Source organism: Tardiphaga sp. P4_G1 (assembly GCF_056401215.1).
The window spans coordinates 203219-228768 of record NZ_JBFUJU010000009.1 but is presented as its reverse complement, the minus strand read 5'-3'; the positions used below and the strand labels follow the sequence as shown (position 1 = coordinate 228768).

The window sequence follows — 25550 nt, the reverse complement described above, 5'->3', positions numbered from 1 at the left end:
GCAGCGAGGGGGTGACTGGACAGCAACAAAACGAGACCTATCAGCGACGCACGGCCAGACCAGGCACGGGCCCAGATCGACAAACGCGCCCCCGGAGCCACGTCCGCCCTCCCCATCTGCAACTATCACATCAGCGCTGATGTAGGCCCCGTCTGTGACACTGACATGTCAAACAACGGCTCCGGGACATTGCGCCCGGCGACCATGACCTCCCCAGATCGATCATTCGCCCTGCATCTTACCGCGTGTTTAACGACCGACGCTCGGACATGCTGAGGTTCTGTTTCTCCGTTTCGTTCAGTTCGCCAACGCCGACGACCTGGAATGCGCTGTTGTGGTCGTAGCTGCGCTCGCTTCGCTTCGATCGCTTCAAGTCCTCGCTGCCGGCTGGCGTTGAGCCTTCTCCGCCACCATAGCCGAGCACCTCGACGATGATCACCGATGGATTGGTGTTGGCAGCCTGCTGCGGCGTCGCCGTCTGCTGCGTCGCCGTGGTCGCGTTGGAGCTCGACAGGGCCGCCGTGATGCTCGGCGCCTGCACCGTCGGGATGCCCGATGACGATCCCTGCACCTGGATGTTGGCCGCGTTGACGATCTGCAGCGCGGCCAGGTTGATATTTCCCGAGACGCGGATTCCCGCTTCGCCCGCATCGATGGTGCCGAGCGGCGCGATCAGGTCGATGTCCCCAGCCTGAACTTCCGGAATCGGGTTCAGCGTGGCAATGCCCGCGCCGGCCGATGGCACCTGCGGCGACAGCGTCACGTTGCCGTAGATGTCATAGACCCGCTTCGGCGGCGTGTAGAGGACAGTGGTCTTGGCGCCGCGGCCGGCATTGATGTCACCCGATGCCGACCATGCGAGGATGTTGCCACCGAAGGTCGTCATGATGCGCGACAGGCCGAGCAGCACGCTGCCCTGTGCGTAGATCTGGATGTCGCCCCGGCCTTGCGTGACGACGCCCGACGTCGCCGCCGGCAACGTTCCTTCGACACCGACCACGACCTTGCCGGACGGCGCCAGCACCTGGATATCGCCACCGAAATTGGTGTGCACACCGGCACTACCGAACATGGTGATGTCCCCGCGGTGCGCGATCGGATTGCCGGCAGCATCCTGATCCGGGAACAGCGTCGCGATCATCTGGCGACCGCGCAGATAGGACTTGTAACGCGAGCTTACCGTGTCGTTATATTCGCGACCGCCTGCGCGGAGCTCTGCGAAATAGACTTGCCGCAGGAAGATGCGCTGCTGCTCCGGCGGCAGCGCGGCGAAAGCGGTGCGCGCCTCCTCCACCGAACCGGAGAAGCCGTTGCGCTCTTTCAGCCAGGTAACAAGTTCGCCTTCATAGGTTTTGGCAACCCGGCCGACCTGATCGGCGAGCGGCACGCCGGCCGTCGCTACATTGGCAGGATCGAGATAGAGCGCCGCGAGCCTGGCGTAGTCCGGCCCGTTGACGCCGACGCCCGCCATCATCGCGATGGATGCGCCCGGTCGATCGTCGCCCGCGACCAGTGGCCCGATCGAGGTGACCGAGGCCTGGTCTGCCTGATCGAGATTGCGCCCGGCCATGATTTCCAATGCGCCCGGCCCGGCAACCTGCACATTGGCATAAGTGATGTCGCGGCCCGCCTGCAGCAGCGAGACGTCGTCGCTGTTGTTGTTCACGATCATCAGGTCGGGATTGATGATGTCGCCGCTGGCACGCACCCGCATGGCGATGCCGGCGCGATACCAGGTCAGTTGTGTGCGCCCCGCCGCGGTGCCCGGTTCGAAGGTCCGGATCGCGCCGCTCGACAGTCCGACGATATCGCCATTGGCCGCATAGAACAGCGCGGATGACGGATCGCCGGCATGCAGTGAGGTCGTGCCGATGGTGTCGGGGCCAAAGGCGAACAGCGGATACGTGTCAGATATACCGATGACCGAGCTTCCATAGGAATCAACCAGCGCACCTTGCGGACTGGTGTTGGAGAATTCGGGGGTACCTCCGGCCTGATAGCCGACAAAGGCCGCACGGAACGGCGTCGGAAGCGGCGCGTCCGAACCAGACATGCCGATGCCGTAGCCGCCGCCATAGATCGATGTCCCCGCCAACAATTCCAGCGCACCTTTCGTGGACGGTGCCAGCAGGATCGAACTCGTGGGCGGGGTCGCGCCGCCGCCGCCGGCCCCATTGCCGTAATAGATGCTGCCCGATCCGGCCACCGCGCGCAGGATGGACGGATAGACGGTCGCCGTATCGCCGGTATTGGCATTGCCGAAATTGTAGTTCCGGTTCCGGTTGAACGCATCGGTGCCCGGCGTCAGGTTGCCGCCTGCGGACAACAGATTGATGGCCGTGTGGTCGGTCCAGAGCGAGAACCAGCTCTGGCCGATGGTCGCCGTGCCGCTGGCCGTGAGCTTCGAGAGATTGCTGGTGAAGACGCGGCCGGGATCGGACGCGGTGCCGAGCACCAGATCGCCCGACGTGTTCAGGTAGATCGCGGAATCGCCCGGCAACAACTCGATGCCGCCCTGGCTATTGGCCACGCTCGAGGTAAACGGATCGACCGGCCGGACATCCATGAGGTCGCCATCGAAGCCGCGTAGCGTGGTCGGATTGATGCGATACAGCAGATTGACGCCGCCGACTGACGCCGCCGACAGGGTCGTCAGACCGCGCAGATTGGTCAGCGTGCCATTGAGGCCGGTATTCTGGCTATTGGAGGAGCGGCTGCTCGCGAACTGGACCGCGTCGAGATTGGGGTTGAGCGCGCCGCCGATCCTGATCTGCAGGTCGCCGCCGCCGGTCAATGTCAGATTGCCCGATGCATCGACCCGCCCGGTGCTGCCCACCGCCACGACCAGCGCCTGGCTGCGCGGCGCGGCGGCCAAAATGTCCCCTCGCGGCGTGATGATGCCGGCATCCCCTGCGGCATTGATGGTGATGTTGCCGCCGCCAAGTGTGCCGAAACCGGTAAAGCCTGCCAAAAATGGCGACGCAGGCTGATTGCTGATCGGTGCCGACGTATAGGCACCGAAATTGATCCACCACGAGGTTGCGATGCCGGATGCATCGGTGATCGCACTGCCGGTGCCCTGCCGCCATAACCAATTGCCCACGCCCGAACTCGGCACGTTGTCGTGCGGCATCTGCCCCCAGACGTCGCCGACGAGATCGCGGCCGACGCGAATATCCAGATTGCCGCCGTGCTCGGGATACCAGGCCTGATAAGTGCTCGCCACATCGTCATAGTTCGAAGGCAAGGCCCCGTTGACGCTCTGGCCGCGTTCCAGGTTAAACGGGTTTTTGCCGGCGCCGTCCAGGATTGCGGCGGACTGTGTGCCGGCGGTATAGACGCCGAAGGCCGAATTCATCCGCAGGTCGCCCGCAGCAACCATGCCGAGATCGCCGGTTCCGGTCCGGACCACGCTGAATGCCGGTGACAGATAGTTCGCGGTGGTTACGTCGCGGATCGGGCTGCTGACGGTGACACACCATGTAGGAAAGATATCGCAGTAGAAGCTGAGATCGCCAACAGGGTCACCGGCAACACCAGCCCCGCCGTCGGCACCTTCTTGCGTCCAGGCATAGTAGTCGCCACCAGCCTGTACGACTGCCGTGGTCATGTTGGAATGCGTGTCGGCGAGAATGATCGAACCATGCGCCGACGGATTGGTGGCGCGGCGATCCGCCGAGGCGAGATCCGCACCGGCAGTGAGCTGTATGTTCCAGCTCGTCGTGCCTTCGGGCAACATCGGCGCAACCGCCCAGTTATCGCTCCGCACGGCGCCCGGCCGCAGATTGACAGCAGAATCGCCCGGCAACTGGACATCCGTCCCCGACGGGATGACGGAGCCGCGCGCCAGCGTCGTCTGCACCACCGTCTTCATGGCGGTGGGCAGCACGACGTTCTTCGGCCAGACCAGCGCCGCAACATCGGCAGCGGCGCGCAGCGGCGTGCCCGCGCCAAGCTTCATGCCGGCATCGGCAACGAGATCGGCCGTCAGCACGGTGCCGGCGGCAGCGCGAATGCTGCCATCGGCGTTATAGACATTCGCCGACAACACGGTGCCGGCTCCGAATGTGTAGCTTCCCGTCAGCACCGCATCCACCGGCAGCGTCGTGCCGACCGGCAGCGTCATCGCGGCAACCGAGATATCGAAGTTCAAGGCGACCTTCATCGGAAACACGGTTCCGATGTCCAGCACCACGCCATCGATGGGAATCGTGATGTCGGCGCCATAGGCAATGTGCTTGTCGAATTGCGGCAGGCTCTTTTCCGAAAGATACCAGCCCTTGTCGCCCGGCGTCTCAGCGGGCGGTGCGAAGCCGTCCGTGATGCTGCCATAGACATGGAGATTGCCTGCCGCGCGCAGCACCAGCGCACCCGGTTCGCCGAAGCCGCGCCGCGCTACGCTGTGGATGTCGGAATCCGGCCCGTAGCGCCAGTTCGACAGATCGATGTCACCCAGCACGGTCAGATTGCCATCGGGGTTGATGGTGCTGTTGCTGACGATCTCGACACCCGGACGCAGATGATAGTTGCCGAGCCCGGCAAGTCGCGCCGTGAGGGCGTCATTTTTCAGGGCGTCCTCGATATAGGTCCTGCTGTGACCGTCGATAATGTTGAGATAGTCCTGCGTGATCAGCTGCGTGGTTTGCCCGGCGGCATCTGTCGTCGGCGCCACCTGCGCATCGTCATAGGTTCGGAAGCCGTAAACGGCGATGGTCTTGGCGCCAAGGATCTCAGGCCTGCCGGCGACATCGACCGCAACGTCGTTATCGGGCGCGACATCGGTGCGTCCGATACGCGGCGCGTTCAGCGTCAGCGTGCCGCGCGCCACGCCATCGTGATGAGCCGCATCGGATGTGCCGAAGCGCAGATCGATCCGTGCTGTGTTGCCAAGCGTGACCCTGCCGTCGCGCGTGGTGAGATCGACGATGGCCCGGTTCGGACTGTCGATGATCTTGCCATAGCTGTCGCGGCGGATGCCGGTGGCATGCGCATCGAGCGTACCGTTGACGGTCAGATTGTCGCGCGCCGCAAGCCGGATCGTACCGACCTCGAAGCCGCTGGCATCGACGGTGCCGTTGACGATGAGGCTGCCGCCGTCGGCCGTGATCTCTACATCGCGGGCACGCACTTCGTCGCCGATGACGATGTCGCCCTGCTTGATCTGGAAACGCCGCGCGCCGAATACCTGGCCATTGGTGAGACGTGTATTCAGCCCGGCGAAATCGTTCACCGCCTGCGCGCGGATCGTGATCTCCGATCCCGCGGCGGGGACGATAGTGCCGCCCGCATCATACCAGCCGCTGCTGCTGCCGAGCACCGTTCCGCCGAGCGCAACCTGCCCGGCTCCCGTACCGAGCGCGACGGCCTCGACGGAACCGGCACTGTTCAACACTGCCGAAACGTCGATCACCGAGCCGGCCGTCTGCGTGATGTTTCCGCCAGTGCTGGCCATCAACAGCTGGCCGCCGGCACTATAGCGGTTGGCTTCGAAGAAGGAGAGCTTGCGGCCGGCCAGATCGATGCGCGAGCGATCGTCCAGCAGGATATCGCCGGTGGCGTTCAGGGTCAGTTTGCCGGACGAAAGCGCGATGGCGCCGTCGATGCGGATATTCTGCGCGGACAGGCTGAGTTGCGCGCCGAGTGTCGTGGAGGTTCCGATCTCGCCTCCTGCCGGCGCCAGTACTGCGATGGTGCCCCCGGCGGTGATCGCATTGTCCGATCCGGACACGCCGGTCAGTACCGGCGCGGTGATGGTCAGGTTGCCGCCGGAATACTGGTAGCCGGTCACGGCATCGTAGCTGCCCTGCTGCTGATAGACCTTGAGCGTTCCCTTGGCATTCGAGGTGACGCTTTCGGACGCGGTCATGTTGATCGTGCCGAAGCCGAGCGCCAGACGCTCCGCCGGCATGATCGCGATCGGCTGGGTGCCGCTGGCATAACCGAGAACGATGTTCTTCGCGTTGATGTCGAGCGTGCTGCTGCCAAGCAGGCCGCCGATGACAGCGCCGGGTGTATTCGGCGCGTAACCCTCCGACAGATACCGATTTGGCTTCTGCGCAAGCCCGGTCCAGACGAATTGTTCGGTCGTGATGACAGCGCGATCCCCCGCGCTGCCATAGCCATAGATCGCGGGCGTGCCTATCACCAGCTGGGCAATCGAGGATTTTCCGGTCGCGGGATCGAAGGTATCGAGCACCACCGAACCGTAGATGTTGACGGAATCCCGCGCCGTGATCGTCAGCGTTTCGACCTTGGGCACGTTGGCAGCCGCGTTGCCCGCCAGCAAATTGTTCAGAATGCCCTGATTGAGCGACAGACCCGCCGGCAATTGTCCGTTGGCTGTCGCCTGCTGCAAAGCCGCGTCGCTGCCGAGATTGACCGACGACACCGCCAGCGCCAGATTTTTGGCGCCATAGACCGTCTGCGGCGTCAGCGTGAAGGCCTTGTCGGTGGCGATCGCCAGCGTGCCTTCGGTGAGGATCGACGTGATCCCGCTGCAGCCGCCGCCGGCGCAATCGCCGATGCGGATCGTACCTGGAGAGGAGAATCCCTCCGCCACCGGCGGCAGCAGATTGATCAGCCCGTTGGAAACGGCCACCACACCAGCCGTGCTCGCATTGAACACAATGCCGTTGGTGGAGTCATAGACCGCCCGGCCGCGTCCGATCGTGTCGATCGATGCGCCCTGCTCGATCGTGATGCCGCCCCATGGTGTGAAGGACATCAGGAATATCTCGGCGCCAGTCAGATGCGCGCCACTGCGGATATCGATGACGGCGGCCTGGGCCTTAAAGCTCGCAAAATTCTCGGCGTAATCGAGTTGAAGAGCACCGCCGACCAGCAGCCGAGGCGTGCCAAGCGCATTGAGGTCGTCGGCGTGAATCGACAGGCCGGTATAGCCGGCCGTCGGCGCCGCGCCGGCGCCGAGGATTTCGATATACTGCGCGATCACCGAAGTGGTACCGCCGAAGCCGGCGCTGCCTGCTTCCGGATTGAACAGCGCTGTGCCGTCGAAACTGAACATCGCCACACCGGGCTTCGGTCTCGAATAGAAATATTCGAGCCTCAGCGTGCCGGCATCGGCGGCGATCTGGCCGCGCATGCCGCCGAGCTTCGCCGCATTGGCGACGGTGTAGGCGTCGTAGCCCGTCTCGTTATAGGTCGAATGGCGGCGCACCGTGTCGGCCGAGGTGACGATCAACTGGCTTGGCAGCGTATTGCGGATCGCCGTATTGGCGATGCCGAGATAGCCGGCGCTGATCGTGCTGCCATTGCCCAGCGTCGCTGTATTGCCGACCATTGCACCGGTCTTGCCGATCTCGACGCGAAAAGCGCCGGGCATCAAGGCATAGGTGGAAGGCAGCAGCGTATAGGTGCCGGCCTTGAGGCCGCCGGCATCCTGCGTCAGCGTGATCTGCTGGCCGATCAGCGGGTTGCCCGCTCCGGCATCTGCAGTAACCGGTGCATACGCATTGCCGAAGGACGGCACGATCGCATAGACGCTGTTGCCCGCAGCACTGACCGGGAATGCCGGATTGGCATTGGCGAAGGGCGTGCGCAGCACATCCACGGAACCGCCACGGCCGCTGATGAAGCCGGCCCCCGTCAGCACGCCGCCGCCGGACAGATCGAGCAGTGCGCCGGCTTCGCCGATCACGCTGTCGCCGTTCACGCTGATGCCGCTGGTGCCGAGCGCACGCGGTTTGATCGCCGTGCCGTTATAGCTGTAGGACACGCCGTCGGAAGTGCCGCCATAGGGCATCATCACGCCGGCGCCGCTCACCGAGGTCACGCTGCCCGGCAGCAGGGACAGCAGGCTCGCGCGTGCGACATTGTTGCCGCGGGTATCTGCGCCGAGGATCAGATTGCCCATGGGGGCGCGGACAACGCCGCCCTGCAGGACGGTATCGCCGCCGAGGGCCAGCGTTCCGAACACCGATAGCGGCGCTGCAACCGGGGTGCCATAGCCGTTGATCGTCAACACGCTGCCGGCCGCATAGGCGCCAGTGGTGGCGCCGGCCAGCAGCTGTGCGTCGACGTCGCTGGCCGGATAGATCTGCGCTGCCGTCAGCGTCAGGTCGCCGGGCGACGACAATTCGGTGGTGGTGGCGCCGCTCAGGCCCATGCCGAACTTGCCGCCAAGCAACCGCACATCGCCGCGGCTGGTGACATCCACATGGCCGAAGCCACGGCGGTCCATCATCACCAGTGCACCCGACTCCATCGCGACTGTGCCCCCCGCGCCGAAGCCGACGCGGTCGCGGATCTCGATGAGATCCGCCGTGGCGGAGAACCGAGCCTCGCTGCTGCGGCTCGAAGGGCCGTCGCGCCAGGTCACCGTCGGCATAATCTGGAAGTCTGCCTTCGCGCGGGTGGACCCCGCCAGTCGCAGATAGGATGTCGCGAGCGACACCGCCGACGTGCCCGCCGCCGTCTCGGCCAGCGCGTAGCTGCCGGCATAAAGCCGCAGGCTCTGCGCCGCCGATAGCGTGACGTCACCATCGAAGCTGAGAATGCCGTTGACCAGCAGCGACAGCGTGCCGAAGCCGCCATCGGTCACCTGGTTGGCGCCGAGCCGGCCGGTGCCGTAGCCCAGCGCCGGATCGGCTGCATTGGGCGTCAGATTGGAAGCAAGGCCGCTGCCGCGATTGATCTGCGAGATGATGAACTCGCGCGGCACGCGGACGGCGTCATCCGCCGCCGCGTTCACGCTGAGCACCGGCGTTTCCAGTGCGATCGCCAAAGTGCCGCCCGCCGCGCCGGCGCCACCGGCCTGCGCCCGCATCATGCCGTCGAGATACAGGCTGCGCGACGACTTCAGCACGATGATGCCACCATTGCTGGCCACGTTGGTTGCCACGAAACCATTCGGGCCCTGCACGTCGATCACCGCATGGGTGCCGGACGCATCGAGCAATGCGCCCGACCTGACGATCACCGCGATATCAGGCGCGGTTATCGATGCCCCCGTCGATTCCCAGTCGATATTGCCGCCGATGGCGATGGTGCCGCCGTCGAGCACTTTCTCGAAACCACGGCCATGGCCATCGATCGCCGTCACCGCGATGCCGGCAACGTCGAGCACCGCCCCTTCGCCGATCCAGATCGAGCGATGATTGGCCGTCGCCGATGGTGATGTCTGCGCCGAAGTCAGGGCCGCCACGATATCGATGGCAATCTTGCCGGATTTGGCATGCAGGGCGCCATCGACGGTGATCTGGCTGGTGCCGCCGCCGATCAGGCTGATGCTGCGTCCGGCATCCACCGTGATCCGCGCATCGGCGCCGATCGCGATGTCACCGCCCTCGAACTGACGCTGCGAACGCAGAACGAGATCGGCACCCGCGCGCTGGACAATCCTGTTCGACGCGAAGGACGCCAGATAGAGCGGCGGCGTCCACAAATCGCGGCCACCAGCGCCGAAGACGCCTTCCTGTCCGGAAGCGGCCAGCGTGTAGACCGGGACCGTGACATCAAGCACCGTTCCTACAGCGACCGAAAGCCCGGCATGGCCGTTGATGTCGTAACTGGAAAAGCCTGATTTGAAACGCTCGACATCGAGCACCAGCGCCGTGCCGGCGACGGCCGGCTTGCCGATCACCACGGCCGATCCTGATTCGAGCTTGAGCATGCCACCGCCGCTGGCGCCATAGCCGGCGATGGCGCCGGCCAGCCTGAGCGATCCACCGCCGGCGACGCTAAATCCTTCGATATCCGCCGACAGGGTCACGTCGCCGCCGCGACCTCCCTTGATCGATCCTTTGCGCAGCAATGCCGCACCCGAAGACACATCGATCAGGCTGCCAGCTTCCACCGCGATATCATGCGTTGACACAAAGGAGACTGCGCCGCCATTCAGATAGGCCAGTCCGGTCGCAGCCGCATCCTCGCGCTGATCGACCCAGTTGCCACGCAGATCGATGGTCGCTCCGCGATGAACCGTCAGAGTGGACGCACCGGCCAGCGTCAGCGGGCCCGACAGGCCGCTGGCATCCGCTGCCGTAAAAATATTGGTTGCGGTCAAGCTGCCTGACCGGATGGTCACGTCGGCCTTGATATCGATCACCGGCGCGATGAGATTGACGCTGCCGCCATCGGCCAGCGTCAGCGGCGCATCGATGGAGATCGTGCCACGGGTACCGAGATCGAGCCCGCCGAGCTTTTGCGCGTTGAGATGAGCGGCATCGAGCCAGACGGTGTTGATCCGGTCGGCCGGCAGCACCGATGCGGCATCGGCGGCAAGCCCGTCGCTCACATTCGGGACGGTGGAGATGCGCACATCGCTGCCATGGAGATTGACGCGACCATTGGCGTTATAGTCGCCGAGCGCCAGCGTGCCGTTCTGCGCGACGGTCGTCTGCGTGGCCTTGTAGGCATCGGCCAGGCTACTCGCGCGTTTCGTGGTCTGGCGTTCTCCCGTGATCGTGTCGGCGACGATATTGGCCTCGAAGACCGCGGTCGGCATCGACAGGATCAACCGCCCTGCGTCGCGGCCGACCGAGTAGCCCTCCTCCCAGCGCATCGAATTGCGCCCGCGGTCGAACACGCTGGTCCATGTTTCAGTGAGGCGGTCGTCAACCTTACCCTGAATATTATGCTTGCGCGAGAAGCCTCCGGCGAAGCCTGCGAAGTTCATATCGCCTGGCGCGGTATCAACGCTGTACCGGCGCCCGTCACTGCCGATAAGATTGGTCGATCGGATCCAGCCCGCCGCATAATCGAGCGAGCCACCGGAAATATCGAATACCGCGCCACGTTGCGCGATCACTTCCGGAGCAGACAGCGTGATCGTGCCGCCGATGGCGGACCACTCGCCGCTCGAATGGGCCGTGGTGCCGAGATAACCGCCAACCTCGAGCAATCCACCTGACGTATAGTAGCGATCCGACGCGTAGGTGCCGGTAACGGCCGACACCCATGTGAGACCGCGAACGTCGATCCAGACGTCGTTGTTCTTCAACACATCGGAATCACGGTTCTGTGGCGTGTCCCGCAGTTCGTTGCCCTGAATGTTGACCTTGATATTGTTCGAGGCCATCGCCAGCGCGACATTGCGCAGACCCGATGCATCGAGCAGCGCCCCGTCTTCGGTGAAGATGCGCTTGCCCGCGGAGACGGCGATCTGGCCGCCTTGCGCCGCCGTGGCCGAGCCGCCTTTGAAAGTGACGGTGCCGCCGGTGACGACTTCGATGCGCGACTGATCCTGCCTGTCGGCGAGCAATGACAGGTTGTCGAAATTGCCGGTGGTGCTGGTGGCACGTAGCAGGTTTGCCGCCGTGGAAGCCGTGATCAGCGCATCGCGCTGGCTGTCGAGCGCGGTCTCCTTACTGTCGAGCTCCGGCAGGACCGCGGTCAGGCTGCCGCTGGCGAACGTGATGTTTCCTACCGCGTCGGATGCCTTGTTCAGCAGATGGATGGTGCCGCGGGTGTTCACTGACGTCGTTGCGATCAACGCACCGTTCTGGATAATCGCGCGGCCCGCGAGCGTGATGTCGCCCTGCTGCGCCCGGATCAGGCCTCGATTGCTGACAGTTCCGCCCGCACTGTTCAGTCCAATAACCGGCGATATCTCGTTGCCACGCGTAGTCGATGTCTGGTTCGCGTCGGTCCCAAAGCCAGCGCGCAGGATGAAGTCGTCACCGGCCGCAAGTAACGTCTGGCCGCGCGGTGTAGCGATGGAGCCGGCGTTCTCGACCTCCGAGCCGATCATCAGCACGAAGCCGCCGCCCGAGGTCACCGACGATGGCGTGCGCGTCGAGATCGATGCGCCGGCCTCGACGACGACCTTGCCGCCGGCTGCGGTGAAACTCGGCGCGTAGATGTTGCCGGTCTGGGTGCTGTAGATACCGTTGTTGCGGAACTGGGTGTCGGTAATATCGGCGGTCGACGCGATCAGTGACCCGACATTGACCTGGCTGTTGCCGCCAAAGATGATGCCGCTCTGATTGATCACATAGACATGACCATCGGCCTTGATGTTCCCGAGGATCTGGCTCGGCGCGGTCGCGCCTGTCACGCGATTGAGCGCAACCCACTTGCTGTTGCCCTGCTGGTCGAAGGTCAGCGTGGTGCGCGCGCCGATATTGAACGATCGCCAGTCCAGGATCGCCTGTTGCGTGGTCTGGCGGATATTGACTTGCGTTTGACCGGCGCCATCGACGCCCTCCGTTGGTGCGTTGGCCCCGGTCCAGTTGGCGGGCATGTTCGGAAGAAGCCCGCCGACACCGAGGCCGTTCGGGACGTTGACAGGCGCCGTCATGGAAGTCTGCCGTGCCGCTGCCGCAGCCCGCGCCGCGGCCTGTACGCCCTGCATGTCTTGCATGGCACGTGCCGCGCGCGCCAGCGAGTTCTGTGCTTGCCGCGCCGCGGCTGCGGCCTGCTGCGCCGCCTGCGCAGCGGCGTCCGACGCAATGTTCGGTGCCGAGAATGTGCCGCCGCTGCTGCCCCCGTTCATGGAACGCGCGTCCGCACCCGACACGCTCAGCGTCAATGCCAGAAAGCTCGTGCCTGCGAGCAACATGGCCGTCGCGGCGAGACCTTGAGCGGCAACACCTTGAGCATAACGGGAGATGAGCATGACGAACCTTCCGGACGAATGAATTCAACAGGAAGGCACCGGGCCAGCAGACCAAACGCCTCCTGACCGATAAGGACGTTCGCCGATCCGCGAGACCGAAAAGAAATCTTAAGATCCGGAAAGTTTTTCCGCCTAGCTCAAGAACACCAGGCCGCCCGGGAGCGACGTCACCTTGGCGCCAAACACCTGTTGCGCCAGCGTCATGATTTCATCGACATTCTGCACGCGAAAACGGGCATTGACGGATCGCTCGCCCAGGCTGGCATTCATCAGCACGATCTTGCCGGGGCGATAGCGGTTGATCTCGGCGACGACCTTGGTCAGCGGCGTCTGATGGAACACCAGCAGGCCCTCCTGCCACGCGGTCACCGCCGTCAGGTCGGCAGCCGCGATCGCCCCGGGATTCTGCCCGCCATACGTATATTGCTGACGCGCCTCAAGTCGCCTCGGGGCGCCAAAGCGCGCAATGTCCACCACGCCCGCAAGACAAGTCACACACGACAGTGTGTCGTCATGGCGAACATTGAAGCGCGCGCCGGTGGCGCTGACCCGGCCATTGCCCGCGATCACGGTCAGTGGGCTGGTCAACTGGCGGCCGGTATCGATCAGCGCTTCACCATCGATCAATTCGATCTGGTTGGTTGTGGTGTTGGTCGCTGACTTCGCCAGCGCCACGCTGGTCCGCGTATTCAGTTCAATTGAAGCGCCATCGACAAGCCGGACACTCTTCTGTTCGCCCGCCGCTGTCCGATAATCTGCGGCAAGCTCTGACATCGACGGCCAGAGCTGCAGCGGCGGTCGCACCACCACATAGGCGGCGCAGGCTGCCAATGCGCCGCCTACTAACAGGCGCCGGCTAGGACGAAACGCTGGCCGCGCGGGCGCCAGAAGATCCTCACCGCTGCGCGCGAGGACGTTCTGCCCGGCTGACCCAAGCTGCCCCCACAGCCGGCTGGCAAAGGCAAAAGCCTCCTTATGCGCGGCACTGCGCGCGTGCCAAGCCTTGGCGTCCTCGACGTCGGCGATGGTCGCCTCGCCGGAGATGAGATGGCGCACCTTCCCGAGCGCCTGGCGCTGCAGCTCGGTGAGATCGTCGTCATTGCCGATGGATGGGGTCACGGTTGCTGTTCGTTCTGACGGCGCGGAAATTCGCGGCCTTAATTAGATAGACGTTTCTCGCGGCTTTGGACCGAATCTCCGAACGACCTGACGTTGCAGGCGTTCGGCACAGTGGTCCAGCGCATGTTTCAGTTCGATCTCGACGAGACGCTGCGAGACACCGAGCCGCTGGGCGATCTCCTGCAATGTGGCCTCCTCGACCCGCGATGCCAGCAGGATTATCCGCCGCCGCGGCGTGAGCTCCTCCAACGCGGCCTCAAGCTCTGAAATCTCCTGGCGCGCGGCGAGCTCGCGCTCGGCGGACGGGGCATCGTCGGCCATATCGAGCACCGCCATCACCTCCGTCCGGCGCGCCAGCCGGGACTGTTTGCGACCGCGATCGGTCGCGATATTAAAGGCGATCCGCAGCAGGTAGCTCGGCGGACTGGCGATCGTCCCTATCGGTGCGGCGCGATGCAGGTGAAGCCAGGTCTCGTGCAGGGTCTCGCGGGCAAGCTCCGCCGAACCCAGACGCCGGGTGAGCCGTTTGCGAAAATCATCATAACGGTCCACCAGCAACTGGCGGAGGCCTATCCAGGCGGGGTCGGTCATGGCCTGCCCGCTTTTGAGCGCGTGGCCTGCCGTCCCGACCCGGCATCGCAATCGCCGGTCGCGCCAGGCGCGCGCGGCGTGACCACCATCGTCACCGGCTGCGGCAGCCTCGCAGGCGGCGCGTCGAAGCTCACGCCGCGCAACTCGTCGGCGATGATCGAATCCCGCCGCAGGTCGCCGGTCGAGTTGAGCAGGTTGAGACCCTGCAACTCACCGGACAAGCCGACGGAAAATCGAATGACCGCGCGATAGTCACCCGGGATAGTCTCGGCATGGCGACAGAAGGCTCGCGCCACGCCGACCTGCAGGGCATTATAATATGAGCCGAACTCGGAAAGTCGCACACCGCCATATTGCGTCGGCCGCGCTGCTGCCACGACCGCAAAGGCCTTTCCGGTCGATACTTCGGTTAGACCGGTCCCTTCGAGCAAGACCCGCAACGCGACATCAGGCGCGAGGATGCCTTTCAGCCCGGTCGATCGCCGCGTCCGCACGAGTTCACTATCGTAGAAGGTCTCGATATTCGTTGTGGTCGCATAGGCATCCAGTGCGGATGCCAACGACTGCGCGGGGATGTCGAAACTGAGCTGATCGTCTTTCGCGTAAAGTGCGGTTGCAACCGTCAGCGTCATGACCGCCGCGGCCACCAATAGCCGACAGCCTGAAAAAGACCGCTGCCCAACCCTCAAAAGCGCTTCTGGCCACGCATACGCGATCTGATATTTGTACATGCCGTCGCGATCACGAGCAATTCAGCCAGGCCGTTTCGCCCGACAAGACGGCGCATCCGAACGCGCCGATCATACTTAATCTCTTAGAGATCAATTATTACAGATAGACGACCACCCAGGGATTGGACGAGAACGGTCCAACCTACAGGTCGCGCAATGACGTCAACCGCTGCGCGCAATAATCAAATCTTCCAGGAAAGATAGAGTGTGGGAGTGAACTGCGACGTCGCATTTCTTGTGGGTGGCTCAGCTGGCTGGCAGGCGTCCTCGCTTCCACTTCTGGCTCCTCGCTAGTCTTTCGATAGATTGAGCGAGAAGCGCAGGTTGATCGGCTGCAACATCTCTGGCGGCGGCGCTTCGCCGATATTGCCGCGGGTCAGAACGGTGCGCAGATCGGTGTTGGCGCGCTCGTCCTTGAACGGCGCGAATGATACTCGTTCAACGGTGCCATCGGGGTTGAGCCAGGCCTTAACGACGAGCGATGCCGGCGCACCATTCTGAGTGCCGTTCGTCTCTTTCAGCCAGGAGCGGAAGCGATTGGCGATCGCTTCATCGGCAGAAATCCATTCCTCGAACCTGTACTTCACCAGCTTCGCAAACTGCCCCCACGCCGGTGGCGCGGCGTCAGGGCTGCGGTAATCGAGACCTTGAGCGATCGCCGGCGACGCCGCAATCGTAATCAGGCCGACGGAAGCAAGCAGTGCACGTAGCTTGCCCATTCTCAGGGCTCCCGTGAAAGAGCTGCGCGTTCGTTTCATGGTGACGCCCTCTAATTTAAACAAATGACGCGTGCGGAAATACTTGCCGCCCGATGCGCCCGCGATGCGGAGCCGCTGATTTGAGGCCGATCGTCTTCCTGAAGCCGCACATTGCTGGCAGCAAGAAACGCCTTTGCGCCATTAGCGCCGACAGCGAGCACGCGATTGACAGCGGTCTTGCGACTGACAACGCCTTCGACGAGCCCGCGCGAGTCCAGAACCGGCGCGCCGCTCGCGCCGAAGGTGATGTTGGTATTGAGCGCGATATGCCCGGCTTCGTCACTTCCATTGGTCGTGCCCACGGATGCGTTGGCGAGCATCGCTCCCCTGGCCAGCGATGTCGGCAAATTCGCGTAGTCGGCCGCGAAGACGATGCCATTGGGAGCGGAAGCAATGCTGCGCGGGAATGTAGCAGCTAGGCCACGCGTTTTCGCGGTCTTCAACAAGGCCAGATCATAGGGTGTCGAGACGGCCACCAGTCGGGCGGCGCTGGTGCGCCCCTCTTTTTGCACCATGATACGGCCGCAGGCCTGCACCACATGGCGCGCCGTCAGCACATGACCAGCATCATCGACGAAGAACCCTGTACCCGCGCGCTCACCGCGCTCCACCGGCGGGAGATCAGCGCGCGTCAACGGCTTCGGCGGCGCAAGCACGGGCACGTCGGTTCGGGCTGGCAACAGGAATTGAGACCGAGCCGGCGACACCGAACCCGCGGCAAACGGGACGACCAACAGGATCACTCTGGCGCACCATCTGGCGATGCCTGACCTGCCCGGCTGCGCAAAGCGATCCGGAGGCGCGACGGTCATCGGCAATATCGGGACAGACATGTCTGGCTAACGCCGCGGATTGCCATTGAACGTCGGCTGCGGCAGTCGGAACGGCACGATCGAGCGACCGTAGTTCTGACCATATTGCTGCTGAACCCCAGGCAGGTTCACGATCCCGATCCGGGTATCGGACGAACGGGCGTCAATCGGCGGCAGGTTCAGGCTCGGATTGACCTTGTCGACATCCCGCTTCAGCGTTTGATTGAGACAACCATAACTCCGCGAGCCGCCGATCTCCACGTCTACGCAGCGCTCGAACGTACGCGTCGGCGCTGCCTGACCACCGATGATCACCTCAGGCTTTGGTGCATCAGCTGGCGGCGGCTGTTGTGCCGATGCCGGCATCGACAGCAAGACGGAACAGATCATGATGGAAAGCCTGGCGATCATTACGCTTCACTTTCCTGCCGTCTTCGGGACGTTGATCTGAATGGCAACCTGCGCGAGACGATTGTTTAGCGCTGCGAAGTCCACACGGCCGACGCCACCCAACGTAAGACAGCGCTTACGGCAGCTCGCCATCGCCGTGCCGCCACCGAGACCCGGGCGGAAACCGAATGTGGCAACCGGCACCGTTCCGGTCAGCGGATAACCTTTAGCAGCCAAACGTGCCCGCGCCTTCGTGCAATAATCGACCGACAATTGCGAGAACCGTGTCTCGCCATGGCCGGCACGATATTTCATCAGCGCCGTACACAGATCGCCGCCGGCTTTTGACCACGCTTGCGCGAGATAGCGCACACCATATTTGATATTGACCTCGGGCGCGGCGAAGCCAGCCATGTCGCCTGAATAGCCGAGCATGCGCGCCGTCGCCGGCATCACCTGCATCAAGCCGATCTCGCCGTCAGCGCCGATCCGGCTCGGCTCGTAGCCACTCTCCACACCCATCACCGCTTCGGCGACATCCGCCGGAAGGCTCGTTAGACGCACTTCTTGCTCGATCAACGAACGGTAGAGCGCACGCGGATTGGCTGCGCGTGACGTTGCGACCGGCACCATCGGCGACGCCGGCGGAGCATCCGTTCGCTGTTTGTCGGAAGTCACAGCATCAGTCTGGGCTTCCGCAACTTCGGTCTGCACCGAAGCGACCCTGGTGTTCTCGATGGTTTGAGCCAGCGACGGGACAATGCATGCTGCCAGCAAGCCGACGCCAAGAGCCATCCGGGCGCCCGCATTGCAGGCAGTCCGGATGACGAGGGAAGCACGGTGGCTTGCGGAAGAGAGCACGAACTTATCCCGGGTCCTGTCAGGCAACCTTGGCTTCGGCGGGCAACTGATCAGGCGCCGCAGGAGCAACGTTCGCCTGTTGTGAGGTAAGCTTCTGCAGTTCCTCCCGCAGATACGGCACTAGCGCCTGCACCAGATGATCCCAGATCTCCACATTGGCGCGCACATTGTTCGGCGAAACGCCACCGATCAGCGATACGTCCATGGTGAGTGCCAGGAAACCCGGAACGACCTGCAAGCGACCGAAGCGACGCAGCGCGTTCCAGCGATTGACAACGTCCAGCGGCAACTCGCCCTCGATGTTCAGCCAGGCGCTGAACGTGAAATCCACGAAGCTGTTCTCGTCCGCTGCCAGGCGATTGCCGGGGCGAACATCGAAGCCGAAGCCGGCGGTCGACGAGCGCAGCAGCGAGATGTTGGCTGCGGGATCGGAAACCAGATCGACCCGGTAGCCCGAATTCTGCATGAGATCGCGAAGCGATTCCAGCGTGACGCTGACGAGATTGGTATCGGTCATTACAGAAACTCCTGAGTTGCGAACTTGTTAGTTCCGCGCCTTGTCATCGAGCAGTTTGGCAAGAGCGAGTTCGTTGATGATAGGCGGCTGTTGCTTGAGCATTTCCGCGAGGTAGTTCTGTCGCAACGCGGCCGCGCGCTGAGTGCGGATCTGGCGAACAAGTTGTTCGCGCACTTCCGGCAACGTGCGCGTATACGGCACTTTTGTGTCAACCAGACGAATGACGTGGTAGCCATCGTCTAGCGTAATTGGATCGGACACACCACCCTTCGCGAGGCCAGTGATCTGCGCACGGATTTCCGGACGGATCTGATCTTCCGGCAGCAGGCCGAGATCGCCACCGCGCTCGGCACTTTCGCCCGCAGCACTATCTGCACGCGCGATCCCGGCAAAGTCGGCACCCGGCGCTTTCAGCTTCCTCTGAACTTCGTCGAGCTTCTTCTTGGCGGCGTCGGCGGTTGCCTTGTCCGCATCCTTCGCCATGGGAATGAAGATCTGCGACAGCTGATATTGCCGCGGCACCAGAAATGCCCCGCGGTTGGCGTCATAAACCTTCTGCAGATCGTCATCCGACGGGAAGTTCGCCGGCGGATTCGAAACCGACTGAAGATACAGTTCGACAAGCGCATTCTCGCGCAGCTTCTGCAGCTGGGCGGTGACCTGGGGCTGCTGGTCCCACTTCTTGGCATTCAACTCCTGCAGCACCAGGCGATTGGCCAACATCATGCGCACGGCCTGGCTCAGCAATGCCGGGTCCTGAGCCACCGCAGCCTGCTCGCGCGGTCCGAGCGTCGCGAGATAGGCGCGCAGATCGTCCGCACCGACATCGTTGTTGCCGACGCGAGCGACCACTTCGCCCGATGCCTTTGCCGACGCCACAGTGCTCGCAGCCGCTGCGGGAGCAGCTAGCGCCGGAGCAACCGGAGCCGGAGCTGCTGGAGCAGCGGCCTTCTGCTTCGCCGGTGCAGGCGCCTGAGCCACGCGTGGCTGCGTCGGTTGAACCGGTGCCTGTGCGTGCGCTGCCGTCAGCATGAGGGCAGACACGCCTGCAATGGCGAAGCTCGTTGCGAAGATGGAGGAATGCGTAGGCATTATTGGATAACCTTTTGCTCAAGCAGTTTGTCGTCGTAGTCCTGCAGGATGTTCTGAACCTCGACACGGCGGGCGCCGATCAACGGTTCGTTGATCACGGCAATGTCGCCGAACGAGACGCCTTCGTAGCGACGCAGCAATTCGCGGCCGACTTTCATCAGCTGGGTATTCTTGGCCACGCAGCTTTTGGTGCTGGCTTTATAGGCCGTCGCTTCGCCTTCGAACTTGGCGCGCTCGGCGTCCTTCGTACGCGCGACCGTGGCGGCTTCCTCATAGGCGCCCTTCCACTTTTCCAGCGTCTGATTGCGATCTTCCAGACGCTGGTTGAATTCGTCCACCGCTTCACGATGGGTCTTCTCGACTTCCTTGACCTGGGCCTTGGCCGCAGCGATCTGGGAAGTCAGTGCCGCCTTTTCACGCTCGGCATCGGCGACCTTGGCCTGCAATGCCGAGCGTTGATCTTCAAGGGAACGTGTCTGGGCCGTTGCGCTACGCAGGGCATCGCGAAGCTTGTCCGACTCGGCATCGGCATGCGCTTCCACGCTTGCCAACGACGAGAGGACAACAACGACAGTGAGCAAATGTCTGGTCATGATCAGAATTTCGCATTCAGGTCGAACTGGACGACGTCGACGGCATAGGGACCGCCTGCGATGTTGTTGGCACTCATCCAGCGGAGCGACGCCCAGACATTGTCTGCAATGCCGACATTACCGCCGATGAAGTAACCCTTGAGGTTGGTACCACCGAGGCCGAAGTCAGAGTCGGCGAACGCGTCGATCGTGGCATCGGATTCGAGGTACTTGTAGCCTACGTGGACATTCCAATCCCACAGTCGTTTGACTTCCTTATGACCAACGGTCACGCGGCCCATCCAGCCTTGATTACCGCCGTCATAAGCACCGATCGAACCATCCGACGTAGGAGCGGTGTTGTTGCCGATCGTGCCGGCGTTATTGGCGACGTTACGCGGAAGAGCGAGCATGGCATTGCGGTCGAGGGCCGTGTTGTTGACGTATTCACCATCGATCACGACATGGACTGGATGGAAGTCGCCAAGATCAAGTTGACCGCTAACAACTACGGGGCGGAACTGACTGGCCAAACCGAAGTACTGATAGAACGGCTGCGTCGCAGGGGTCACCGATCCATCCGGCAGAATATTGCGCAATGTGACGTAAGTGTTGCCCTTCTGCGCAAACGACGGACGTGTCTGGTCGGTATCGCAGACGTCAGACGGGCCAACCGCGAAGCAAGGCGACGAGCCACGCCCCTGAGTGTTCGTGAAATCGTAATAGGCGACGCCGAGCCGGAAACTCGATTGCGGATCGAACTTCACGCCAACGCCGGCCTGAGCACCGAACATCCATTTGTCGTTACTTCTATATTTCCCTGGCAGTCCGTCCTTGAAGTCCTTTTGGTCGATATTGTAGCCGACGTTCAGATCCGAATTGAAAGTCGGGAAGGCGCCGGCCACGAAAAACGGCGTTACGCCGGGCGACACTTCGTGCCTGATCTGCGTAGCAATACCGTCAAAACCAAGATCGCGATGCCAGGCGAGATCGGTGGGCGACCAGAACGGATTGTCGAACCGACCGACCGCAACGTTGAAATCGCTCGACGGCTGATACCGCACAAAAGCGCGGTCGAGCCACAGCGAGTACTTCGAGAAATTTCCGCCACTGCCGCCCATGGTCTGGTTCAGAGACACCGGGGAATTGCTATCACCCGTTGCGATGCGCAAGCCACCGACGAAACTGTCGGCGATGTCGATATCGGCACCCAGACGAACGCGCAGGCGTGCACGATCGCGGTTCTGGCTGGTGTTGATCGTCGGCGCAAAGTACGGATTGTTGTCGGAAAGCTCGTAAGGCGAGCCGGTATTGATTGCGTTGAAATTATAGAATCGCGGATCATTTCCGGTCGGGTAGAACTGACCTTCGTAACGCGCGCGCATGTCGCCGCTGAAACGGATACGCTGTGCCCATTCCGGATACTTGCCTGGCGACGCCCAGTTCTCGCTATGTGCACGCGCCATGACATCGCGCCTGATTTCTTCGCGCAGTTGGCGCTTCACGATCTCGGGCACATAGGTGACGTGCTTCGTTCCCGGAGGTGACGCCGCGGCCGAGGCGGCGTTGGCGGTCTTTGCGGCTTCTTCCGCACGCGCCGTTGCGCCCTTGGCGGATTCGCGGGCGACATAGGCTTCGTCATCAGCCTGCTTGATCAGCGCCGTTGCCTGTTCCTCGGTGATCACGCCCTGCTTCACCAGCAGATTGACCAAGCTTGCGGTCGAGTTCGGCGAGATCGGCTTGGCGCGCGACACTGCCGGACGTTTGCCATCGGCACGACCGCCGCCATCCTGCGCCAGGGCAGGAACGGTACAGGCCAGTGCGCACATCGATACGGCGAGCGGCGCCAGGCGCCAGGCGATATCGGATTTTCTGTCAAACATCGGTCTCGAGTCCCCTAGTGATAACGTGATGCGTATTCCCGACCGTCCCCCGGTCGAGCGAACTAAGTTGGTTTCCGGCCGGTCGCACGGATGTTGATGGGCATAGGCATGTCGGTGGGCGGCGGTTCGCGTAGCGTCAAACGGCCGATCACATCGCTTCGAACCGCGGCATCCACTTCCGGACTGCCGCTCGAGTTGACGAGCTCGACGCGGCTGATGCGGCCGGTGTTGTCCGCCCAGATGCGAAACTGCAGCTGCATCACCGCATTCTTGGTCTTCTCGTTGGCGCGGATCGCGGCTTCGATCTGCGTCTGCACGATCGATGCGTACCACCCCCAACGACTGCCGCCGCCGCCGCGACCGCCATAAGGGCTGCCGCCGACCTTGCTGCCGAGATTGAACAGATCGCCCGGCCCGGTCGCCTTGGCGTCGAGCGCCAGCGGTCCCGGCGGCTCCTCGTTCTTGGCGTCCTTGACAGGATCGTCAGCCGGCTTCTCGACGGGCTTATCCTCGAGCGGCTGTTCGACCATCTTGGTCTCTTCGGTCACCTTCGGCTGCTCCATCATTTTTGGAGGCGGCGGAGGTGGCGGGGGCGGTGGTGGCACGATGTTCACAACCGTGAGTTCGCGAACCTGCTTCGGCGCCGGCACATCGCTGCCACCGCTCATGAAGTACCAACCACCGGCAAACATCACCGTGATCACGGCGACGGCGCTTCCGTAACGGATATAGGCAGTCCGGCTGCTCCGCGCGTCCTCGTCCTGTTGCTGTTCGAATGAATTCTTCACGACGCAGCAGCCTCCAGCACTGTCTCGTCGGACAGCTTTTCAACCACGTATTGCAGAACGAATTTCACTACTGCATCGAAGTCCGTCGTCTGGATGATCATCCGCGTCCCGCTTGGCGCTTCGATCACCAGGTCGAATTCGGTGCTCTGCGTATCGAATTCGATGTAGGCGCTTTCATCGATCGATAGCCGCAACAGCGGATGACGCGACAATGTCAGCAACAGACGATCGAATTGCGGAACGAGCTCCGCCACCCGGCGGCGCAACAGTTCCGCCAATCGCACCAACAGCGCCTCGCCGCGCAGCGGGAATTGCAGCACGGTGCCGTTCTCCTGATGCAGGCTCGGCTCCGAGTCCCCGTAAAGCGGCAAATCGACCTGGATCGATTCCTTCTTCGACGCCCCACGGCGCAACCAGGACCACAGGGTCGCGAACGCCCGCTTGGTTTCGTCAGGAATGTGGCTGGCGCTGTGCATCGGCGTGTTACTTCACGAGTGGTTTGGTGGCGAGACCGACCTGGGACAGGCCGACACGGCCGAGCAGATCAAGCACATCCATGACGCTCTGGTACTGGGTCTGCGCATCACCGCGCAGAACCACCGGGAATTCCGGCGTCAGAGCTTTTTGCTGGACCAGGCGCTGCTCGAGCTCGGGCAGCGTCACCGGAATGGTGTCCAGGAAGATCTTTCCGTCATTGGACACGGTGATCGCCTTGGTGGTCTGCGTCGCCAGGCTTGGCGCTGCAGAGGCCTTTGGTAGATTGACCTTCTGGCCCTGCACCGTCGCCGTCGTCATAACGATGAAGATGATCAGCAACACATAGGCCAGATCCAACATCGGTGTGATATTGATGTCGTCATAGGGTTTGTTACGGCTCTGGAGCTGCACAGTTGTTACTCCGCAGCCTGACGGTGATCCACAACGGCTTCAAGCGAGTAAGCCTCGGCCATCTTGGTCACGAACTCGTCGATGAAGACCTGCATGTCGGTGGTCAGTTCGCCGATGCGGGTGACGAGATAGTTGTAGGCGAACAGCGCGGGGATCGCGACCACGAGCCCGGCGATGGTGGCGACGAGCGCCGCCGCGATACCCGGCGCGATCGCGTTGACGTTCACGTCGCCGCTCTCGGCAATAGCCGCGAAGGTGATCATGACGCCGACCACGGTGCCGAGCAAACCCAAGAACGGTCCGCCCGAGATCGAAATGGTGAGCACCACCATCATCTTGTTGAGACGTTGGCTTTCCTTGATGAATGCACTGTCGAGCGATGCGCGGATCGACGCAATTGCCGGACCGCTGAGGCGGATCAGCTTGTCGTTATTGGTGAAGCGATGACTGATTTGCTCGGCACCGACGTGATAGATGCGATAGAGCGAGGAGGCGCGAACGACTTGCGCTTCATCGTCGGTGATCCGGCTACCCAGTACAGCCGCATTCTCGTCAGCCTCGCCGCGATCGAGCGCAGTAAGGTTATCGGCGAGCTTGCGGAAACTCTTCATGAAGCGGTCGTTGGCGTTGGCCTGGCGCTTCAGATAGGTGACCCGGTCATAGGTCACGAACCAGCTCGCAATCGCCATGATCATCAGGATGCCGATAACGATCCAGCCGTCGATGGTGACCGATTTCAGGATGATGGCGAAGTGACCGGACAGCCAGCTGGCGGTCTCTTCATCGGCGCTGAATGTGATCAGCTTGGCGGGTTCACTGCCCTGTTCGACGGCAGAGAACTTGATAAAGCCGGCCGAGCGCGCAATCTTTGCGATCTGCAGTTCGTCGATGTCACCGACGAAGCCGGCCATCGCCGCTGCAGCGACGGGCGCTGGAGCCGCTTCGACAGCAGGCGTTGTTCCGTCGACAGCAGGTGCCGCGGGATCGGCTGCAGGCGCGACAGGCGCCGCGACGGCGGGAGGCGCGGAATCTCCGCCAAGCCGGGCAACGCCGGTCAGTGCCGGCAGCGTCGCGGCCACGGTCGCATAGGCCGCGCCGTCGAGATAGACGGTGACCGTGCCACTCGCCGCAACGACGGCGAGATGGTGCCAGGAATTTGCAGCGACCGGCGCGCCAGCGCCGCTGCGCTGGGTACCGGCCGCATTGCTCACCTCGACAAATGGGGCACCATTGTCGAGACCGATGATCAGTGCATTTGCGCCATCACGACGGCTGAACAGCGCCGAGTTGGGCTGCGGTGCAGCCGGCTTGATCCAGGCCGACCAGGTGAATGGTGCGCTGTCAGCCATGCCGAGCGAGGGCGAAGCCGGCAAGGTGACGATGTTGCGGCCGTCGAGACGCAGACCGGTACCGATCAGCGCACCGTCAGCCGGCTGGCCGACGCTCTGTGCGTTGTTGGCCCAGACCGACGAGTCGATCGCCGGCGTGCCGCGTTCGTTAAAGTGATAGACCAGCGCCGTATCGGCATCGTAGGTGCCCTTGGCGTCGTTGGTCGCGGCGGCTTTCTTGTTGCCGTAGTAGATCCAGAACTCGGACTTGGCGCCCGGTGCCACGTTCGGCAGCGATACCCAGACCAGGGCCTCGCCGAGCAGCGAGTCCCATTTCTCGACGTGATGCTTCAGCGGAGTCTTGTCGTCGGAGGCCACGAAGCGAAGATCGCTACCGTCATCCTTTGCAACGCTGAAACGGAAATTGCCGATATGCAGACGCACCAGCGTCGGCGTAGTGCCGATCGGATCGGTGATGTTGGCGCCGGTGGCGCTGACATCGATATTGATCTTCTTGCGCAGCTGCCACTCGTCGTTCCACCAGGCATTTGCTGTGGACGGAAACAGCGTCATCGAGGCAGCGAAACCGAGCGCAAGCCCGGCAGCCGCATTTTTCATTCGTCGGCGCAGGACCGAAATGCCA

The 25550-nt window shown here is 62.9% G+C and carries 16 protein-coding genes; all 16 read right to left on the bottom strand.

Annotated elements, in window-relative coordinates:
• Positions 1-238: 238 nt before the first annotated feature.
• Entirely contained in the window at positions 239-12577 is a 12339-nt protein-coding gene (locus AC1DUY_RS22350; RefSeq protein ID WP_478117170.1) for a filamentous haemagglutinin family protein, read from the bottom strand.
• A gap of 132 nt (positions 12578-12709) precedes the next feature.
• Complete coding sequence (locus tag AC1DUY_RS22345; RefSeq protein WP_478117168.1) at positions 12710-13696, bottom strand: FecR family protein; 987 nt, start codon at positions 13694-13696, stop codon at positions 12710-12712.
• Between the two features lie 42 nt (positions 13697-13738).
• The gene (locus tag AC1DUY_RS22340) at positions 13739-14287 is read right to left on the bottom strand and encodes an RNA polymerase sigma factor (protein ID WP_478117166.1); all 549 of its coding nucleotides are present in this window, start codon (positions 14285-14287) and stop codon (positions 13739-13741) included.
• Positions 14284-14919 (bottom strand): STN domain-containing protein, encoded by a 636-nt coding sequence (locus tag AC1DUY_RS22335; RefSeq protein WP_478117164.1) that lies wholly within the window; start codon positions 14917-14919, stop codon positions 14284-14286. Before AC1DUY_RS22335 ends, AC1DUY_RS22340 begins: the two co-directional genes overlap by 4 nt.
• 389 nt (positions 14920-15308) lie before the next feature.
• Positions 15309-15737 carry a hypothetical protein gene (locus AC1DUY_RS22330; RefSeq protein ID WP_086937012.1) on the bottom strand — a complete coding sequence of 143 codons (429 nt, stop codon included), beginning with the start codon at positions 15735-15737 and terminating at the stop codon, positions 15309-15311.
• A gap of 50 nt (positions 15738-15787) precedes the next feature.
• Complete coding sequence (locus AC1DUY_RS22325; RefSeq protein WP_478117162.1) at positions 15788-16588, bottom strand: S1 family peptidase; 801 nt, start codon at positions 16586-16588, stop codon at positions 15788-15790.
• 27 nt (positions 16589-16615) lie between these two features.
• Positions 16616-16978, bottom strand: coding sequence for a hypothetical protein (locus AC1DUY_RS22320; RefSeq protein WP_478117160.1), 363 nt, complete (start codon positions 16976-16978; stop codon positions 16616-16618).
• 27 nt (positions 16979-17005) lie between these two features.
• Positions 17006-17839, bottom strand: coding sequence for a lytic transglycosylase domain-containing protein (locus AC1DUY_RS22315; RefSeq protein WP_478117158.1), 834 nt, complete (start codon positions 17837-17839; stop codon positions 17006-17008).
• 19 nt (positions 17840-17858) lie between these two features.
• On the bottom strand, positions 17859-18356 hold the full coding sequence (locus AC1DUY_RS22310; protein WP_478117156.1) for a YbjN domain-containing protein: 498 nt from the start codon (positions 18354-18356) through the stop codon (positions 17859-17861).
• A 27-nt stretch (positions 18357-18383) separates the two neighbouring features.
• Positions 18384-19448, bottom strand: a complete 1065-nt coding sequence (locus AC1DUY_RS22305) for a peptidylprolyl isomerase (RefSeq protein WP_478117154.1) — start codon at positions 19446-19448, stop codon at positions 18384-18386.
• The gene (locus AC1DUY_RS22300) at positions 19448-20041 is read right to left on the bottom strand and encodes a hypothetical protein (RefSeq protein WP_478117152.1); all 594 of its coding nucleotides are present in this window, start codon (positions 20039-20041) and stop codon (positions 19448-19450) included. The genes AC1DUY_RS22305 and AC1DUY_RS22300 overlap by 1 nt, the downstream gene beginning before the upstream one ends.
• A 2-nt stretch (positions 20042-20043) precedes the next feature.
• Positions 20044-21903, bottom strand: a complete 1860-nt coding sequence (locus AC1DUY_RS22295; RefSeq protein ID WP_478117150.1) for a putative porin — start codon at positions 21901-21903, stop codon at positions 20044-20046.
• Positions 21904-21965: 62 nt separating this feature from the next.
• Positions 21966-22691 carry a TonB C-terminal domain-containing protein gene (locus AC1DUY_RS22290; RefSeq protein WP_478117148.1) on the bottom strand — a complete coding sequence of 242 codons (726 nt, stop codon included), beginning with the start codon at positions 22689-22691 and terminating at the stop codon, positions 21966-21968.
• Positions 22688-23167 carry a hypothetical protein gene (locus AC1DUY_RS22285; protein ID WP_478117146.1) on the bottom strand — a complete coding sequence of 160 codons (480 nt, stop codon included), beginning with the start codon at positions 23165-23167 and terminating at the stop codon, positions 22688-22690. Before AC1DUY_RS22285 ends, AC1DUY_RS22290 begins: the two co-directional genes overlap by 4 nt.
• Before the next feature lie 7 nt (positions 23168-23174).
• A complete protein-coding gene (locus AC1DUY_RS22280; RefSeq protein ID WP_068731594.1) occupies positions 23175-23579 on the bottom strand; it encodes an ExbD/TolR family protein in 405 nt (134 codons plus the stop codon).
• A gap of 5 nt (positions 23580-23584) precedes the next feature.
• On the bottom strand, positions 23585-25525 hold the full coding sequence (locus tag AC1DUY_RS22275) for a DUF2341 domain-containing protein (RefSeq protein WP_478117143.1): 1941 nt from the start codon (positions 25523-25525) through the stop codon (positions 23585-23587).
• Positions 25526-25550: the final 25 nt, after the last annotated feature.

What these genes read in the sequence shown, in the direction of transcription:
- AC1DUY_RS22310 (WP_478117156.1), bottom strand. Translation starts at nt 18,356, where the DNA reads ATGACCGATACCAATCTCGTCAGCGTCACGCTGGAATCGCTTCGCGAT.
- AC1DUY_RS22285 (WP_478117146.1), bottom strand. Translation starts at nt 23,167, where the DNA reads ATGCACAGCGCCAGCCACATTCCTGACGAAACCAAGCGGGCGTTCGCG.
- AC1DUY_RS22340 (WP_478117166.1), bottom strand. Translation starts at nt 14,287, where the DNA reads ATGACCGACCCCGCCTGGATAGGCCTCCGCCAGTTGCTGGTGGACCGT.
- AC1DUY_RS22350 (WP_478117170.1), bottom strand. Translation starts at nt 12,577, where the DNA reads ATGCTCATCTCCCGTTATGCTCAAGGTGTTGCCGCTCAAGGTCTCGCC.
- AC1DUY_RS22330 (WP_086937012.1), bottom strand. Translation starts at nt 15,737, where the DNA reads ATGGGCAAGCTACGTGCACTGCTTGCTTCCGTCGGCCTGATTACGATT.
- AC1DUY_RS22320 (WP_478117160.1), bottom strand. Translation starts at nt 16,978, where the DNA reads ATGATCTGTTCCGTCTTGCTGTCGATGCCGGCATCGGCACAACAGCCG.
- AC1DUY_RS22300 (WP_478117152.1), bottom strand. Translation starts at nt 20,041, where the DNA reads ATGACCAGACATTTGCTCACTGTCGTTGTTGTCCTCTCGTCGTTGGCA.
- AC1DUY_RS22325 (WP_478117162.1), bottom strand. Translation starts at nt 16,588, where the DNA reads ATGACCGTCGCGCCTCCGGATCGCTTTGCGCAGCCGGGCAGGTCAGGC.
- AC1DUY_RS22335 (WP_478117164.1), bottom strand. Translation starts at nt 14,919, where the DNA reads ATGACGCTGACGGTTGCAACCGCACTTTACGCGAAAGACGATCAGCTC.
- AC1DUY_RS22305 (WP_478117154.1), bottom strand. Translation starts at nt 19,448, where the DNA reads ATGCCTACGCATTCCTCCATCTTCGCAACGAGCTTCGCCATTGCAGGC.
- AC1DUY_RS22295 (WP_478117150.1), bottom strand. Translation starts at nt 21,903, where the DNA reads ATGTTTGACAGAAAATCCGATATCGCCTGGCGCCTGGCGCCGCTCGCC.
- AC1DUY_RS22275 (WP_478117143.1), bottom strand. Translation starts at nt 25,525, where the DNA reads ATGAAAAATGCGGCTGCCGGGCTTGCGCTCGGTTTCGCTGCCTCGATG.